15 protein-coding genes are annotated in these 16060 nt (G+C 43.5%); 13 read left to right on the forward strand and 2 right to left on the reverse strand.

Annotation, left to right across the window (positions count from 1 at the left end):
* Positions 1–383: 383 nt before the first annotated feature.
* From VCHENC03_RS0126035 to VCHENC03_RS26405, 6 genes are all read left to right on the forward strand, one after another.
* Positions 384–938, forward strand: a complete 555-nt coding sequence (locus VCHENC03_RS0126035; RefSeq protein ID WP_032802829.1) for a fimbrial protein — start codon at positions 384–386, stop codon at positions 936–938.
* A 24-nt stretch (positions 939–962) separates the two neighbouring features.
* Positions 963–3371 (forward strand): fimbria/pilus outer membrane usher protein, encoded by a 2409-nt coding sequence (locus VCHENC03_RS09150; protein WP_009706724.1) that lies wholly within the window; start codon positions 963–965, stop codon positions 3369–3371.
* Positions 3359–4039, forward strand: coding sequence for a fimbria/pilus periplasmic chaperone (locus tag VCHENC03_RS09145; protein WP_009706725.1), 681 nt, complete (start codon positions 3359–3361; stop codon positions 4037–4039). Before VCHENC03_RS09150 ends, VCHENC03_RS09145 begins: the two co-directional genes overlap by 13 nt.
* A 3-nt stretch (positions 4040–4042) precedes the next feature.
* Positions 4043–5068, forward strand: a complete 1026-nt coding sequence (locus VCHENC03_RS09140; protein WP_009706726.1) for a fimbrial protein — start codon at positions 4043–4045, stop codon at positions 5066–5068.
* Positions 5069–5339: 271 nt separating this feature from the next.
* Positions 5340–6272, forward strand: a complete 933-nt coding sequence (locus tag VCHENC03_RS09135) for a helix-turn-helix domain-containing protein (protein WP_009706727.1) — start codon at positions 5340–5342, stop codon at positions 6270–6272.
* Positions 6273–6376: 104 nt separating this feature from the next.
* The gene (locus VCHENC03_RS26405) at positions 6377–7315 is read left to right on the forward strand and encodes a helix-turn-helix domain-containing protein (RefSeq protein WP_009706728.1); all 939 of its coding nucleotides are present in this window, start codon (positions 6377–6379) and stop codon (positions 7313–7315) included.
* Between the two features lie 283 nt (positions 7316–7598).
* Here VCHENC03_RS26405 and ulaG read toward each other — a convergent pair whose 3' ends face one another.
* Together ulaG and ulaR are read right to left on the reverse strand one after the other, a co-directional pair.
* Positions 7599–8666 carry an L-ascorbate 6-phosphate lactonase gene (gene ulaG / locus VCHENC03_RS09130; RefSeq protein ID WP_009706729.1) on the reverse strand — a complete coding sequence of 356 codons (1068 nt, stop codon included), beginning with the start codon at positions 8664–8666 and terminating at the stop codon, positions 7599–7601.
* Between the two features lie 124 nt (positions 8667–8790).
* Entirely contained in the window at positions 8791–9546 is a 756-nt protein-coding gene (ulaR, locus tag VCHENC03_RS09125; RefSeq protein ID WP_005448893.1) for an HTH-type transcriptional regulator UlaR, read from the reverse strand.
* Between the two features lie 386 nt (positions 9547–9932).
* Here ulaR and VCHENC03_RS09120 point away from each other — a divergent pair, with 386 nt between their 5' ends.
* The 7 genes from VCHENC03_RS09120 (at position 9933) to VCHENC03_RS09090 (ending at position 15974) form a co-directional block, all read left to right on the forward strand.
* Positions 9933–11693 (forward strand): PTS ascorbate-specific subunit IIBC, encoded by a 1761-nt coding sequence (locus VCHENC03_RS09120; RefSeq protein WP_005434683.1) that lies wholly within the window; start codon positions 9933–9935, stop codon positions 11691–11693.
* Positions 11694–11814: 121 nt separating this feature from the next.
* Positions 11815–12291: a PTS sugar transporter subunit IIA gene (locus VCHENC03_RS09115; protein WP_009702554.1), complete on the forward strand. Its 477-nt coding sequence runs from the start codon at positions 11815–11817 to the stop codon at positions 12289–12291.
* Positions 12292–12300: 9 nt separating this feature from the next.
* A complete protein-coding gene (locus tag VCHENC03_RS09110) occupies positions 12301–12993 on the forward strand; it encodes an L-ribulose-5-phosphate 4-epimerase (RefSeq protein WP_005448895.1) in 693 nt (230 codons plus the stop codon).
* Between the two features lie 4 nt (positions 12994–12997).
* The gene (locus tag VCHENC03_RS09105; RefSeq protein WP_009706730.1) at positions 12998–13819 is read left to right on the forward strand and encodes a Cof-type HAD-IIB family hydrolase; all 822 of its coding nucleotides are present in this window, start codon (positions 12998–13000) and stop codon (positions 13817–13819) included.
* 5 nt (positions 13820–13824) lie between these two features.
* The gene (locus VCHENC03_RS09100; RefSeq protein ID WP_005434690.1) at positions 13825–14472 is read left to right on the forward strand and encodes a 3-keto-L-gulonate-6-phosphate decarboxylase UlaD; all 648 of its coding nucleotides are present in this window, start codon (positions 13825–13827) and stop codon (positions 14470–14472) included.
* An 8-nt stretch (positions 14473–14480) separates the two neighbouring features.
* Positions 14481–15362: an L-ribulose-5-phosphate 3-epimerase gene (locus VCHENC03_RS09095; RefSeq protein WP_005448899.1), complete on the forward strand. Its 882-nt coding sequence runs from the start codon at positions 14481–14483 to the stop codon at positions 15360–15362.
* Positions 15363–15545: 183 nt separating this feature from the next.
* A complete protein-coding gene (locus tag VCHENC03_RS09090; RefSeq protein ID WP_005434695.1) occupies positions 15546–15974 on the forward strand; it encodes a hypothetical protein in 429 nt (142 codons plus the stop codon).
* Positions 15975–16060: the final 86 nt, after the last annotated feature.

Raw genomic sequence — 16060 nt, forward strand, 5'->3', positions numbered from 1 at the left:
CTAGCACGACGGGCTTTTTTACATGCATAAAATCGTTTTGAAGGTTTTAGTTAATTAACCTAGCTCTCACACAGGTATTCACTAGGCATTAGCTGGTATTTTTATTTCTATTTGCATACCAAAGTTCTTAATTATTAAAATTTTATTTTTTATTATTGAAGGTTTTTCTAATAAAAACAAATAGAAAAAATTTTAAATGCATCCTGTTTTATATTTTGATTTTTCTTGTGGTAAAGGAATTTAATTGTATCAAAATCTAATTAGGCATACTTATGCTTAATTAGATTTAAAGTGTTAAAAATAATGTTTTCCATATGTTTATTATAACTCAGCTCTAAGGACTATAGAGCATTTATCAAAAAACAAAATGTTATGGGAATTATATGAAAACATTAACTCTTTCTGCCCTTATGGCTACAGCGTTATTTACGGCAACTAGCGCGTCTGCAAACACAGGAACAATCAAGTTTTCAGGAACAATTACATCGTCCACATGTGATATACAGGTTGAAGTCGACGGCGTGGTTTCACCAACTGGTGTTGCTGAACTTGGCAACTTTAAAGTTACCGACGCAACGGCAATTGGTACTTTTGGCACCCCCGTTGCGATCAGTCTAGTGCCAGACCTCGCAACTTGCGATACTCCTCCTGGCGGTGTTAATGCTCAGTTATCAGTAGTATCAGCTCGTGTTGATAGTGCTAACACAGATGTAATCACTAGCGCAGACACGGATACAACAAATGTTGGGGTCCAATTTGTTTTAGCTAGTGATACTTCTGTGGTAAACGCAGGGAATGTAAACCTAACCAGCGGTTCAACTGATCTTGATGGTACTACCGCAGCCGTTAACTTTGTTGCTCAACCATATGCTGTAGCAGATACAATCGCATCTGGCCTTATTGGTGGCACAGCGTCTTACACTATTTCTTACTTATAGTTGAGCTTGTAGATTTTTCAATTTATGACGATGGCTTTCATTTTTAACTTAAGAAAAGAAAAGGTTATTTCTGGAGTTTCGGCTTCATTATCCTTGTTTTCTTTCAGTGTGCTTTCTTCTGATGAATTTAACTTTAATACTGACTTTGTCTATGGCAAGTATGATAGAGGTTCTTTAGAAAAGGCTCTTTATGAAGGAAAGAATGAAAGCATCGTCTATTTCGTTAAAGTCAATGGAAAGTACATAGGAAATTTTCATTTTACACGAGAAAAAGAACGCCTAAAAATTAAAAATGATTTAATTAAAGAACTTTCTACTGTTATAAGTGATAGATTATTGCGTGAAATCAAAACCCAAATGAGTTTGGATTTGGGGGCTGAACGGTATGAAGTCCAAGAAAATACAGCATCGTCAGAGTTATATATTTGGTTTAAAGATGTTGATTTAAAAAGGAGTAACCGAGAAAGTACTCTTCCTCTTAGTGACTCAATCGACTCATTAGTCGCATCGTATTCGCTATCTGCGAACTATTATGATGGCCAAAGATATGAAGAAGGTGAAGCTTCATTCCCTTTTACAAGCAATATCAAGTTAGGAGTAAAAGACTGGGGACTAAATATAGACTTGTCGAGTTCAGATCTCAGTCAAGATGGTATTTCTTTTGATAATCTTTACCTCACACGGCTGTTAGAAAATATCAAGAGTGAGGCTGTTATTGGTCAAGCTTACTCTCAAAGTTTGTATGACGAAGGTTTTCGCTTTGGCGGTGTACAGTTAAGTAGTGTTAGTTCCTTATTTGCCTATCATAAGCAAAACTACACTCCAGCAATCAAAGGTTATGCGAAAACTAATGCTGTCGTCGAGGTGTATCAGGATGATCGATTGCTCTTTACTAAAGCTGTAGCAGCTGGTGAGTTTACTATCGATGAGGTTAAAGGTGCATCCAATCAACTTATGAGGGTGGTAGTGAATGAAGCTGACGGTACGTCAAATACCTTTTTTTATGAAAATACCGTTATTCGAGGTTTGCTGACTCCAGGAGCCTATGCATACCAAGTTAACTTGGGCCGATACAGATACTCTGATAATAATTATGGCGACGGCTTTGCCTCGTTTGAATATTCATACGGATTTGACAAAGCAACACAAACCGCTAGCGCTATTATCTCAGATGATTACATGTCCAGCACACTTGGTGTAGCGGTTCCGTTGCAAGAGCTTGGTGCGTTGAATTTCTCTTATTCGAGAGCACTTTTTAATCTTGATGAAGAGAAGCTTGACGGGGATAGTTACAGTATAAACTATTCAAAAAACGTAGATGACTTATTCAATGTTCAGATAGCAGGTTTTCGTTATTCTGATGAAAACTACTTAACTTTCAATGACGCGATGGCATTAAAGCCTGGAGATAGAGAAGCCTACTACAACGTAAAAAACCGTTACACGGCGATGTTTAGCGGGCAAGAACCTATTCTCGGCAATAACGTTTCTTTGAACTTTATGCTTGATAAGTATTGGGGGCAACAAGATGACCAAGAAACCTTCGTGCTTAGTTATGGTGGTAACTTACACGGTGTTAATTACTATTTATCAACATCTCGCTCTTATTCATCAGAATACGGAAAAGATACCAGTATTAGTATGAACTTAGATATGCCGTTAGGTACATCTGGAACAAGTGCTTACGCAAGACTCGTTAGCGATAATGTTGGTAGTACCAATGAAGTAGGTATCAACGGCTATACAGCTGATAGTTCATGGAGTGCTTCTGTCGCGGGTGACAAAAGAATATCTGGTAGCTATTACAAGCGAACAGAAGTAGCCAATATACAGGCCAACTTTACAAAAGGTGAGGAATACTGGAACGGCTCTGGCTCTGTTAGTGGGACTATCGTAGCCGCTGATAACCAAATCATTGCAACAAATAACCAATCGACGACCTTCGCTTTGGCTGAGATTGATGACATTAAAGAGGCACGAATTAATGGCGTTAGTACTCGTGAGAGTGGCAGAGCACTTATACCTTTGAATAATGAATTCTCTGAGGAAGAAATTCATGTGGACTTAGCTTCATTGTCAAATGGAGTATCAATAGCAAAACCTAACCTTACGGTAAGGCCAAAACGAGATTCTGTGGTGAAGCTCTCTTTTGATTCTTCGAAGGTTTTGTATTTAAGAGCTGTTTTGTTAGATGCCAACTCACAAGCCTTAAAATTTGGAGCAAGTGTTAAAACACAAGGGGGACAGTCTCTGCACGTAGGAACTTACGGTGATGTCTTGCTTCCTTTTTCAATTAGTTCCAATGAATCATTTAGTCAGTTAACTCTTTCACAACCTGATTTTAATTGCTCTTGGATATTGGATAGTGAAAATTCAAAAACGAAAAAAAGTGGGTCTTTAATAGATTTTGGAGTGTTAAAATGCGAACAGTAATTAGATGCCAATTAGTTTTAGTTGTATTGAGTCTTACCTGCTTTTTTTTGCCAGAAGCTCATGCGGCATTTAGTTTAAACAAAACTAGAGTGGTTGTAAGTGCAGGATCATCGAGTGCTATAGAAGTTACTAACCATTCTCCACTCAAGTATGGGATGCAGTCATGGGTTGAAGAGTTCGATACTTCTGCCACTACATTAGCTGTGACGCCTGGGTTGCTAGCTATTGATGGAGATAGCAAGGCAACGTTGCGAATTCTTTCATTTGATAAAAAGAGTGCCTCAGAACAACTTTTCTATTTAAATGTACAGGAGATTCCTCCAGCCAATACTAATTCAGATACGAGTACGCTGTCTCTAGCTGTTAGAACAAGAATCAAGCTTTTTGTTAGACCTGAAAGCTTATTTGAAGGACGTCCTGATGCAGAAGAGAACATACAAGTATTAAAAACAAGTAAGGGCACTCTATTTCGTAACCCAACAGATTATTATTTTGCGATCAGTAAGGTGCAAGTGGGTAACCAGGATATTCCTTCACCACAACTCGGTGTTTTTGCGCCTCATTCGGAGGTAATAATTGAGGACTTCCCACTAGCAACTGAAATCGTATTAAGTGCCATTGATGATTATGGAGCGAATAATAGCTATAAACTAGTGGTAGAGGAGTAATAAATGTTACTAAAACAGTGTATTTACTTAACATTACTTGCTCCTAGCTTATCATATGCATTTGAATACGAGGATAAAGTATGTTACCCCGGCTATGGTTCTGCTTATCCACAAACATTTTCAATAACCAAAACACTAGCGACTGAAGATAATGTTGCCGGGGCGATAGTGGTACCGCGAACCTCGACAACAGGCTCTGGTCGAGTTCCTTATGATTGCTATTGCGACAACCCGACAGCGCAAGTATCTCATTGGTGGTCTTCTCAAAATATATATCCATATACAACTGAAGGTGATGGGCATTGGCAACAAATAACACCAAATTTAGAAGCAAATATAGAGATGTATGTATGGAACTCAGGAGGGGATAATTATCACTCAGTTCCCTTTATTGGCATTAGTAATAATGTCCAAGAATCTTGTGATAGAACAGGAACTGCGTCTACAGGCAATACAGGAAAGGTGACGATTAGAATGGCTAAACCTTACGTTGGAGATATTTCCTTCAATGGTTTAGTGGCTAAGATTTGGCATTATCGCAAAGCTAATTACGTTGATTACTCTGATCCAGTGATGGTTTCTATAAGCCTTAACTTGAATATTACTGTTCCTGGTGGGTGTACCTTGTTACCAACAAGCACGATGACTGTTGAACTTGGGCGAACGAATCAAAGTGAATTTTCAGGTGTACCATACCCCGCCGCACCAACCTCATATTCGCCGTCAACGTTCGATCTCAAATTTGATTGTGAAGCCCCCTATGGAGAACTAGATGTGACATTACTTGGTGAGGCTGATAGCCAAGGTCAAGGCTACAAGACAAGTCATGATGGTATCTCTGTAATAGTAGCGGATACGGGCAATACTATACTCCCTCCGAATACTGTTGTTGGAGGTGTAACTGTCGATGAAGGGCTTACGAGTTCGTCTCTTAAACTACGAGCTTGGCCCACATATTCTGGGAGTAGTAGTGCTCCTGAACCTGGAAAATTTGAAGCCATAGCAACAATACAATTAAACTATAAATAAAGTAGAGCCAGAGAAGTTACTCTGGCTTTTCAGCCTATACCTCTTATTTTTATATTTGCCTTTATCCTTCCCTAATATAATTTGCCTTTATATGCTCAACTAGGTTTTTTTGGTTATATAAATAGGCATTGTTAAACTTTAGTTTTTTACTTTGCTAACATAAATTTTTTAAATGGAATTAAATTATGAACACTGTTTTTTTATGTTTTGTACCATGTCTGCTTACGTGTGTACTAATAAGTAAATAGCTAGATATATGGAGTTATAAATTATGTTTGGTGAACTGTTAAAGGAATTTCGTATAGTTAACGGTTATACTCAAAAGGACTTGGCAATAAAGTTAGCTAATAAAAGTGCTGAATTTCAGCAGGTCGACTTTGTTACAATTAGTCGATGGGAGAGAGGGATTACATCACCAAACAATGCAAAAGCATTAAGAGTATTGCGCTGCTTAATTATGGACGTGCAACCATTTTTAAAGTCTTTGTATGACTATAGATCATCGACTGCTTTGGATAATTTCATGGTTGAACGCTTCGGAGCAAAGGAGTTACTTTCTACTCTCGCAGCGTTTAATATTGAATTGCCGAGTAATAAAAAAGAGTTTGGTTTCGGGAAGGTAATAAAGGAAGTTAATGACCCTATTTTAAAGAGAATACGAGAATATCACACACTTTTTAATCAAGAACGGTTGGATCTTTTTAATGTTGACCTCTATTTGTATCAAGAGGAACATAAGCTTCATGGGTATAGGTTTTATTATGAGTCTAAGCCGGAAAATATTATAGCCCATAGTATTTCCTTTTTTATAGACACTGAAGAACTAGAGGAGGAAGTTAGAGATAATGGGTGTGATATTGATATTAGAATTGCTAGTAAGTATAAAAGCTCTGGTCGATATTCTATGTACTTGGCCAGCGGTACAATTACGAGTGAAGATTTATTTAAGTATCATTGGATTCAGCAAATAAAATTTTTATCAACTCATAGTAACATAGATAAATTTTATACATCTGTAATGTCTGAAACTGTTGTTCCCTTTCTATTGAGTATTGGATTTGAAGTTGTTGCGACTAAAAATCCAGTCAAAGTCGGTGGAATAAAAATAGGCAGAAGACGTTATGAACGATGTTTGATGAAGATAGATACGAGTGTGTTACTGACCAGCAAGGAAGCATTGAGCTTAATTGCTGATTATCTTTAAGTGATTAGGCTGTTAGGCTTAGAGAATAATAAAGGCATCAACTAACAGTAAGATCCAAATTCTTATCTATAATGTTATCAGAGTCGGAACATAGGTAGATAAGGATGTTTGGAGAGATTCTCAAAGAGGTTCGTGAAAGGAATAACTTAACGCAAAAGGACTTGGCACTTAAGCTTGCCAATGCGAACGAGGAGTTTCGCCAACTTGACTTGGTGACCATCAGTCGCTGGGAGAGAGGCACAACGTCACCCAATAATGCCAAAGCGATCAGGGTACTACGTTCTTTGAATGAAGACCTGAGCTTGTTCCTTAAATATTTAGCACAGTCACAATCAGTGTCTTCGCGCTCTTTAGATGAATTTGTGTATGAACGTTTTCACTCAAACATCCTTCAGTCAACGCTGGCTGCTTTTAACTTGAATATACCTCAAGAAGACGAAGTGATAGAGCATGATAAGGTTTTTCTTCAAGTCAATGATGCAATGCTTACCAAGATTCGTGATTACCACAGCCGGTTTAACCAAGACCGATTAGCATTGTTCAGTTTGGATTTATATCTTTATCAAGAAGAAAACAAGCTTCATGGCTATCGGTTTTATTATGCTTCTGAGCCAGAAAATATTTTAGGCTACAGTATGGCTTTTTTCTTTAATCAAGAGGTGTTGGAAAACCAAATCAGAGATAACGGTTGTGATATCGATATGAGGAACTCTACAAGTTACAAGAAAAGTGAACCAATGAGTCTCTTATGGGCAAGTGGTATTGTGACCAGCAGTGCGCTGTTTAGGTACAACTGGACACAGCAGATCAAGTTTTTAGCAAGACATAGCAACATTACCCACCTTTATGCCAATGTGATTATAGAATCTATGGTGCCTTTTTTGACGGATATAGGCTTTGAGATAGTTTCAGCGAAGAACCAGGTAGAAAAAGGTGGGATTAAGATAGGCCGTCGACGTTATGAGCGCTGTCTTATGAAAATCGACACGAGTGTGTTACTGACAAGCAAAGAAGCACTCAGTTTGGTGCAAAGATCGTTCTAACTGACCGTGAATCGGTATATTAGCTTCTAAGATTAAAAGTCGTAGATTTTAGACGCCTTTGAAGAACTAGGCATCAACAATTTAGATTACTGGAATTAGCCATGTCCTTTAAATTTATCAATGACTAATATTCGGTTTGTTGAGGACGTTACTGATGCGAAATCGTCGGACATTTATCATCAGTAATTTCCTTTTCTCCTTATAAGACTCTAGCTAATTGCCCGTCGCATCCATCATCGCGACGGGCTTTTTTTATTCCTGCCAAACGGACGTTGCGATGGAATTACAAGAACGCTTTGTATGGCAGTTCTGGTTCGTTTTTGAAGATGTCGCTAAAGCCACGGAAGTGCTGGTAGTGCATGCGACCTTTATCGGTAGGGAAGGTGTATTTGCCTCCCACTTGCCAGAAGAACGGTGCGAACTTGTATTGCAGACGGTCTTTCTTCATGTTCCACAATACTTCGATTTCGCGTGGGTCGTTTTGGAAGTTCGCCCAAATATCGTGGTGGAATGGCATAACGACATCACAATTCAATGATTCTGCTGCGCGTAGGATGTCAGAAGACGTCATCTTGTCAGTCACGCCGCGTGGGTTCTCACCGAATGACAACAGTGCCACGTCAATTTGGTATTCGTTGCCGTGCGCTGCGTAGTAGTTCGAGTAGTGCGAGTCACCAGAGTGGTAAACCGAGCCGCCTGAAGTTTCAATCAAGTAGTTCACCGCGCGTTTGTCCATGCCGTCGAGGATTTCTTTATCGTAAGATGAAGTGCCCTTTGGCAGTGTGACAAGTGCAGTACGGTCGAATGAATCCAGTACGCGGATCTTCATGTCGCCGACTTCAAGTACATCGCCCACTTTCGCGACTACACAACGTTCTTCTGGCACGCCCCAGCCCATCCATAAATCAACACACGCTTGTGGACCGATGAACTTCACGTGGTCACCACAGTTTTGCAGTACCGCTGCCGCGACGTTAACGTCGATATGGTCAGCATGGTCATGGGATGCCATCACAGCGTCGATCTCTTTGATAGCAAACGGGTCAAGCGGGAAGATAGCAGTACGTAGGTTTGGTTGCAGCGCTTCGACTCCGCCCATACGCATCATTTGGTGCTGGTTCTTCATGAAGGCGTTCTTTTGCGTCTTTTTGCCCGTACCACACCAGAAGTCGATAGAGATGTTGGTGTTGCCCTCACTCTTCAACCAGATACCTGTACAACCTAGCCACCACATCGAGAATGTATTTGGTTCTACCACCGTATTTTCGATCTCTTCGTTTAACCAGGTACCCCACTCAGGGAATGTATTTAGGATCCAAGATTCACGAGTGATTTCATTTACTTTACTCATAGCAACACCTTTTTGTTTCACAATTTTTATTAAATTTGGGATGTAGGGAGCCGAGCGCCTTAATTTGTGGTTAAGGCACTGAGCTGAATTATTTTTATTTATTTGAGAAAGAGGCTAGGGCGCGTTAGACCAGAATGACCTGTGTCCCTTTTGCTTCTATCGCTTTGATGACCTCTGGGTTGGCGTTTTTGCCAGTGATCAGAATGTCGATTTTCTCGGTAGGACAGAACAACATGCCCGTTCTGTGACCCACTTTGGAGCTGTCTACCACGACGACGAGCTTGTCGATTTGCTCAAGCATTTGCTGCTCAGCCACCGCGGTTAACATGTCGGCTTTGTAGAGTCCGGCTTCGGTTAACCCTTTACCCGAGGTGAACATCCAATTGCCTGCGTAACTGCCAAGCGAGTTGGGTGCCGGATTTAAGAACAGTTTTTGTGAACGGTTGTATTGACCGCCAATGATGATCACATCGTCATGATCTTCATTGATCAGGTAGCTTGCCAATGGGAAGTAGTTGGTGACGATCTGCACGTCTTGCCCACACAACTTCTGCCCAAGTAGGAAAGCGGTCGAACCGCAGTTAATGACCACGCTGTCGCCAGGCTGACACAGCTCAGCGGCTTGCATCGCAATCAAGGACTTTTCTTCGTAATGCTCAGTGCTGTTAATGTTCAGCGGTGACCATTTTTTCTTTTCTGCTTCGACGCGTTCTGCGCCGTTGCGTACTTTGCGTAGTTTTCCTAGTTCATCCAGCTTAGAGATATCACGGCGAGCCGTCGCTGGAGAGACGTTAAAGCTCTCAATAATGTGTGAGACGTTAATCGTCTGATTTTCTTCTAATAAAGACAGAATGCCATTGTGTCTTTGTACTTCATTCATACCCATCACCCTATTTGATTCAAATTCACCGAAATGTGTATCTAGTGATTATTTGGTGATTACTTGTGATTTGTTTTGATTCTATTAATCACGCTCTTGATTGTCAAATTCAAGACTGATGAAAATCTGAACTTCATCACAAGAATTCATAAGCTGTTGTATTTATTGATAATTTAATTTTTGTGTGTGATCCGCTTACCATTTGTAGGGTTTTTTGGAGGGCAAAATTGATAAATATCAAAATAATCACAAATGAGCATTGCGTGATTACTTTTGATTGTTAGAGTTTATTTCGTGAGCAAAAATTGAGTAGATTCTACGACATCAGATGGAATCACTCTGACCTACATACGATTACAAATAAAAAACACTCTAGGGGTAAAGATATGGAGTTCTTGTACGACATCTTCTATATTTTTTACAGCCAAGTTATGACCAAAGCCCCACTACTACTGGGTTTGGTAACATGCATTGGCTATTGGTTGCTGAGAAGAGACGCCACCACCATCATTAAAGGTTCCATCAAAACGATCGTGGGTTTCATGCTGGTTCAAGTGGGTGCGGGCACCCTAGTTGCTGGCTTCAAACCTGTGATTTCCAAACTTTCTGAATACCACGGGCTAACCGGCTCGGTCATTGACCCTTACACCTCCATGATGTCTACCATGGAAGCGATGGGCGACAACTACTCTTGGGTAGGTTACGCCGTTCTATTGGCATTAGGTATTAACATCCTCTTGGTACTGTTCCGCCGCTACACGGGTATCCGCACCATCATGCTGACTGGTCACATCATGTTCCAGCAAGCGGGTCTGATCGCCGTGTTCTACTTTGTGCTTGGCGCAAGCATGTGGGAAACCATCATTTACTCTGCGGTGTTAATGGCGTTGTACTGGGGTATCTCCTCCAACATCATGTTCAAGCCAACTGAAGAAGTCACCGGCGGGGCGGGTTTCTCTATTGGTCACCAACAACAGGTCGCGTCTTGGATTGCAACAAAAGTAGCGCCAAAACTGGGTGATAAGAACGACAGCGTTGACCACCTAGAACTGCCTAAATGGTTACACATCTTCCACGATAGCATCGCAGCAACGGCGATCGTGATGACGGTGTTCTTCGGCATCATTCTGCTTTCATTCGGTCTTGATAACCTTCAAGAAATGGCGGGCACCACACACTGGACTATCTATATCCTAGAAACGGGTCTGAAATTCGCTGTAGCGATTCAGGTGATTGTTGCGGGTGTGCGTATGTTCGTTGCTGAGCTGTCTGAAGCGTTCAAAGGCATCTCTGAGCGCGTGATTCCAAATGCGGTATTGGCGATTGACTGTGCGGCTATCTACGCATTCTCTCCTAACGCAATGGTATTTGGTTTCATGTGGGGTGCGCTTGGTCAGTTCGCTGCAGTACTGGCGATGTTGGCATTTGATGCGCCAATCATGATTATCCCTGGCTTCATTCCAATGTTCTTCTCTAACGCGACCATCGGCGTATTTGCTAACCACTTCGGTGGCTGGAAAGCGGTGATGAAGATCTGTTTCGTGATGGGCATCATCGAGGTACTAGGTTCTGCTTGGGCTATCCACCTATTTAGCCAACACGGCACAGAATTCAACGGCTGGATGGGCATGGCGGACTGGGCGCTTGTATTCCCACCAATCATGCAAGGTCTGTCTGCATCGAAAATGTTCTTCTTCGTTCTTGTTGGTCTGTCTCTGGTTTACATGTTCTTCGCTTCTCGCAAGCTACGTGCTGAAGAAGACGCGCAAGGCACAGTAGAAATCAGTGAAGAGCCAGAAGTGATTGAAGCCGTAGAGCAAGCAATCAAAGCGAGCGACGGTCTGCGCCCAGTAAGCATCCTAGCAGTATGTGGTAACGGTCAAGGCTCATCGATGATGATGAAAATGAAGATCGGCAAATACCTAGAGAAGAAAGGCATTCCTCACGTGATGGACTCATGCGCAGTGTCGGACTACAAGTCGAAGCTCGCGAGCACGGACATCATCGTATCGTCGAAGCACCTGTCTGCAGAGATGGAACCAGGTGAAGGCAAGTTTGTACTCGGGGTGCAAAACATGCTTAACCCTAACTCCTTCGGGGACGAGCTACTCGACATCATCAATAAAAACTTTGTACCAGCAAAATAAAACAGCATGACCAAATATCTCTCAATGAAGAGATAAGAAACCAATAACAAACAGCGGATAACAACAGTGGTGCCGGGCTTCGAAAAGCCAAAGTCACGGCACCCAAACTGGAGATAGAACAATGGGATTAAAACAATCACTGATCGACAACAACTCAATCAAACTGCAAGCAAAAGCGTCGAACTGGCGTGAAGCCATCAAGATTGGTACGGACATGTTGATTGCCTCTGGTGCGATTCAGCCTTCTTACCACGATGCCATCATCAGCAGCGTGGAAGAGTTGGGTCCTTACATCTGCATCGCGCCTAACTTGGCACTGCCACACGCACGACCAGAAAACGGTGTGATTCGTACTGCTTTCGCACTGGTTACGCTAGAAGAGCCAATCTACTTTGAAGGCGAAGACGAGCCAGTTGATGTGTTAATCACGCTAGCGGGCAGTTCTTCAGACGAGCACATGGAAGGTCTGATGGAAGTGACCCAAGTGTTGGATGATGAAGACAGTGAAACGGGCGTGGATTTAGATAAGCTTCGCCGTTGCCGCAGCAAAACCGATGTATTCAACGTGATTGATGAAGCTCTGGCTGTTACTGCCTAAGGAGAAATCATGTACAGCGAACTGAAACAACGTGTGCTCGAAGCCAACCTCAAACTGCCGAAATACGGTTTGGTGACCTTCACCTGGGGCAACGTGTCTGAGATTGACCGCGAGCGCGGCGTGATTGCGATTAAACCGTCGGGGGTGGAATACGATGGCATGCGCGCTGAGCACATTGTGGTGGTCGATTTAGACGGCAATGTGGTGGAAGGCAGCATGAATCCATCCAGCGATACCGCGACCCACATTGAGATCTACAAAGCGTTCCCACAAGTGGGCGGCGTGGTGCACACCCACTCACGCAGCGCAACGATTTGGGCACAAGCAGGGATTGATATTCCTGCGCTGGGTACGACTCATGCCGACTACTTCTATGGCGACATTCCGTGTACTCGTAAGCTTTCACAACGCGAAATTGCCGAAGAGTACGAGAAGAACACTGGCTTAGTGATAGTGGAAGAGTTTCGTCAACGCCGCATCGACCCAATGGCAGTACCAAGCGTGATTGTGGCAGGGCATGCGCCTTTCTCTTGGGGAACCAACGCCGATGATGCTGTGCACAACGCGGTGGTATTGGAAGAGATTTCTGCAATGGCATTAGCAACGCGTTCACTCAACAGCGGCATCAAGATCCAGCCTGAGCTTTCAGACAAACACTACCTGCGTAAGCACGGTGAAAACGCCTACTACGGGCAGAGGTAACGACATGTACAAAGTGCTTGCTTTAGATTTAGACGGAACTGTACTCACCGATGACCACAGCATTCACCCAGAGGTGAAAAAAGCGATTCAAGAAGCGCAGCAGAAGTGTCACGTGGTGATTGTCACCGGACGCCATCACACCGCGGCACGCCCGTATTACGATGAGTTGGGTCTTACCACGCCTATCATCTGCTGCAACGGCACTTATGTTTATGACTACCACAATGACCGAGTGCTCAAGCATAACTCCATCGATAAGGAAGATGCGCTGACGTTCATCGCCTTGGCGAAGGAGTTTCAGGTCAAGATGGTGATGTACGTAACCGATGCCATGACGTACTCAAACTACAACCCAATTCACTACATGGAAGCATTGGAAAAGTGGGCGAAAACCGCACCAGAGCATCTTCAACCGAAGATCTACAAAATCGACTCGTTCAGCGAAGAAGTGCGCAATACCGAGTTCGTGTGGAAGTTCGTGGTGGAAGGCTTACCAAGCTCGGTAGAACGCTTAATTGAAAACCCATGGGTGAAAGAGAAATTTAACGGCGAACGCTCGTGGTCGAATCGCATCGACTTCGCAGCAAAAGGCAACAACAAAGGTTTAAGACTGGCGGAATACGTTTCTGAGCTGGGTTATCACCCGAATCATGTCATTGCCGTGGGCGATAACCACAATGATATTTCCATGCTCCGATACGCCGGATTAGGCGTTGCCATGAATAACGCAGACGAGACGGTACGCTCAAGCGCCCGTTTGGTGTGCGAAACCGATAACAATAACGACGGCTTAGCTCGTCTGATACGTGAAAAAATTCAAGGATAAGCATCATGACCAAACCAATGATTCAAATCGCTCTAGACCAAACTAACCTAACTGACGCCGTGGCGGTTGCAAGCAATGTACACAGCTACGTCGATGTGATTGAAGTGGGCACCATTCTCGCGTTTGCAGAGGGGATGAATGCTGTCTCCACGCTACGCAAGAACCACCCAGACCACATTCTAGTGTGCGACATGAAAACCACTGACGGCGGCGCGATTTTGTCTCGCATGGCGTTTGAAGCGGGCGCTGACTGGATTACGGTTTCAGCCGCAGCGCACATTGCGACCATAGAAGCGTGTAAGAAAGTCGCGGATGAATTTAGTGGCGAAATTCAAATCGAAATCTACGGCAACTGGACAATGGAAGATGCGCAAGCGTGGGTGGACCTTGGTATCACTCAAGCGATTTATCACCGTTCTCGCGATGCAGAGTTGGCAGGGATTGGCTGGACAGACGCTGACATCAGCAAGATGCGCCAACTCTCTGAGTTAGGTATCGAGCTCTCTATCACAGGTGGCATCGTGCCAGAAGACATCTACCTGTTTGAAGGCATCAAAGCGAAAACCTTTATCGCAGGTCGCGCATTGGCTGGCGACAAAGGGCAAGAAACCGCAGAAGCATTGAAAGCGCAAATCGACCGTTACTGGAACTAGGGGGCGACATGTATCAGAACCTACAACGTCATCGTGTTGGCTTGTATGAGAAAGCGTTGCCGAACGAGTTGAGTTGGGAAGAAAAACTCAGCGTGACCAAAGAGTTGGGCTTCGACTTTCTTGAGATCTCGGTGGATGAATCAGACGAGCGCCGCAGCCGCTTAGATTGGGACGACGAGACGATCTACGCCCTGCGTCACCAGTGCGAACGTTATGGCATGCCATTGCAGTCGATGTGTTTGAGCGCGCACCGCAAGTTCCCGTTTGGCTCGGCTGATCCGAAGATACGCGAGCAAGCCGTGCTGCACATGGAAAAGGCGATCGCATTGGCGTACAAACTTGGCGTCCGTACCATTCAATTAGCTGGCTACGATGTGTATTACGAGCCAGCAAACCGTGCTACCCACTTGCGTTTTATTGAAGGTATGAAGGAAGCGGCGAAACTGGCAGAGCGCGCAGGTGTGATGCTTGCTGTCGAAATCATGGACACCGACTACCTTAACTCATTGAGTAAGTTTGAGGTGCTCAATCGCGAAGTAAATTCGCCGTATTTCACCGCTTATCCAGACGTTGGCAATATCTCTGGTTGGAACTATGACGTGTGTACTGAGCTGAAATTGAGCAAGCCACACATTACCCAAATCCACCTTAAAGACACGTATCGCGTGACGCCAGAGTACAAAGGTCAGTTCCGCGATCTGGTGATTGGCGATGGCGAAGTGAACTTCGATGCCATCTTCCGCACACTCAAAGAGACAGACTGCGTAGTGCCGCTGGTGATTGAAATGTGGGCGCACGATGAACATTGGCGTGCGCACATTCAAACGGCCCAACAGCGCTTAAATCAAGCGTGTGATCATGCGGAATTACCTAGGTTGTTTGCCGCATAATTCTTTCTGGGTCGTATAGACACTTACATGCTCCGGTGCTCGTTATTGGGCACCGTTTTCCCATCGTGGGAACGTGCAGTTTTTAACCCTCGTGAAAACTGCACTCTTTCGTTTCATTGGTTGACTTACCATCAGGGTTGGCGCAAAGTTGCGCTTTGTCGTTATGAAACCCCGTTAATCTGAATGAAATTACTCCATCTGCAACTTTTCTGGTACGAAAAACATCACACCCTATTGGAGATGGAAGACCTGCCAATTCTCACTCCAGCGCAAGAGCAAGAACTGCGTGAGTGGGCGAAAACACGCCGCAAAATCCTCAGCTACGAAGTGCATCAACAGCCTTGGGTAAAAGTGAACGTCGACGGCTTCTCGTCGATTTTAGAGCTCAAACCAAATGGCACGCTGGTGGAAAAAGACTTGTTCAGTGAGCGTGGTTTACAGGGCTTATGGAAGGTCAGCGACGGCTTCTTGTTTATCAAAGTCATCAGCGGTGAATTCATCGTCGAATACCAAATTGTTGGTCACACCGAAAACAATGTGCACAGTGGTATCGAGTACATCAACGGCAAAATCAGTACCTACAGCAAGTTTGCCAAACTCGCGAATAATTAAGCCGATTCAATTCGATGTAGAGAAAGGAGCCAAAGTGCTCCTTTTTTGTTGCGAATAGAAAATCCCAACTATTCTTACTTCAAGCA

The sequence above is a fragment of the Vibrio sp. HENC-03 genome (assembly GCF_000305755.2).
Taxonomy (GTDB): Bacteria; Pseudomonadota; Gammaproteobacteria; order Enterobacterales; family Vibrionaceae; genus Vibrio; species Vibrio owensii.

What these genes read in the sequence shown, in the direction of transcription:
- ulaR (WP_005448893.1), bottom strand. Translation starts at nt 9,546, where the DNA reads ATGAATGAAGTACAAAGACACAATGGCATTCTGTCTTTATTAGAAGAA.
- VCHENC03_RS09115 (WP_009702554.1), top strand. Translation starts at nt 11,815, where the DNA reads ATGGGATTAAAACAATCACTGATCGACAACAACTCAATCAAACTGCAA.
- VCHENC03_RS0126035 (WP_032802829.1), top strand. Translation starts at nt 384, where the DNA reads ATGAAAACATTAACTCTTTCTGCCCTTATGGCTACAGCGTTATTTACG.
- ulaG (WP_009706729.1), bottom strand. Translation starts at nt 8,666, where the DNA reads ATGAGTAAAGTAAATGAAATCACTCGTGAATCTTGGATCCTAAATACA.
- VCHENC03_RS09090 (WP_005434695.1), top strand. Translation starts at nt 15,546, where the DNA reads ATGAAATTACTCCATCTGCAACTTTTCTGGTACGAAAAACATCACACC.
- VCHENC03_RS09145 (WP_009706725.1), top strand. Translation starts at nt 3,359, where the DNA reads ATGCGAACAGTAATTAGATGCCAATTAGTTTTAGTTGTATTGAGTCTT.
- VCHENC03_RS09150 (WP_009706724.1), top strand. Translation starts at nt 963, where the DNA reads ATGACGATGGCTTTCATTTTTAACTTAAGAAAAGAAAAGGTTATTTCT.
- VCHENC03_RS09140 (WP_009706726.1), top strand. Translation starts at nt 4,043, where the DNA reads ATGTTACTAAAACAGTGTATTTACTTAACATTACTTGCTCCTAGCTTA.
- VCHENC03_RS09135 (WP_009706727.1), top strand. Translation starts at nt 5,340, where the DNA reads ATGTTTGGTGAACTGTTAAAGGAATTTCGTATAGTTAACGGTTATACT.
- VCHENC03_RS09110 (WP_005448895.1), top strand. Translation starts at nt 12,301, where the DNA reads ATGTACAGCGAACTGAAACAACGTGTGCTCGAAGCCAACCTCAAACTG.
- VCHENC03_RS09100 (WP_005434690.1), top strand. Translation starts at nt 13,825, where the DNA reads ATGACCAAACCAATGATTCAAATCGCTCTAGACCAAACTAACCTAACT.
- VCHENC03_RS26405 (WP_009706728.1), top strand. Translation starts at nt 6,377, where the DNA reads ATGTTTGGAGAGATTCTCAAAGAGGTTCGTGAAAGGAATAACTTAACG.
- VCHENC03_RS09105 (WP_009706730.1), top strand. Translation starts at nt 12,998, where the DNA reads ATGTACAAAGTGCTTGCTTTAGATTTAGACGGAACTGTACTCACCGAT.
- VCHENC03_RS09120 (WP_005434683.1), top strand. Translation starts at nt 9,933, where the DNA reads ATGGAGTTCTTGTACGACATCTTCTATATTTTTTACAGCCAAGTTATG.
- VCHENC03_RS09095 (WP_005448899.1), top strand. Translation starts at nt 14,481, where the DNA reads ATGTATCAGAACCTACAACGTCATCGTGTTGGCTTGTATGAGAAAGCG.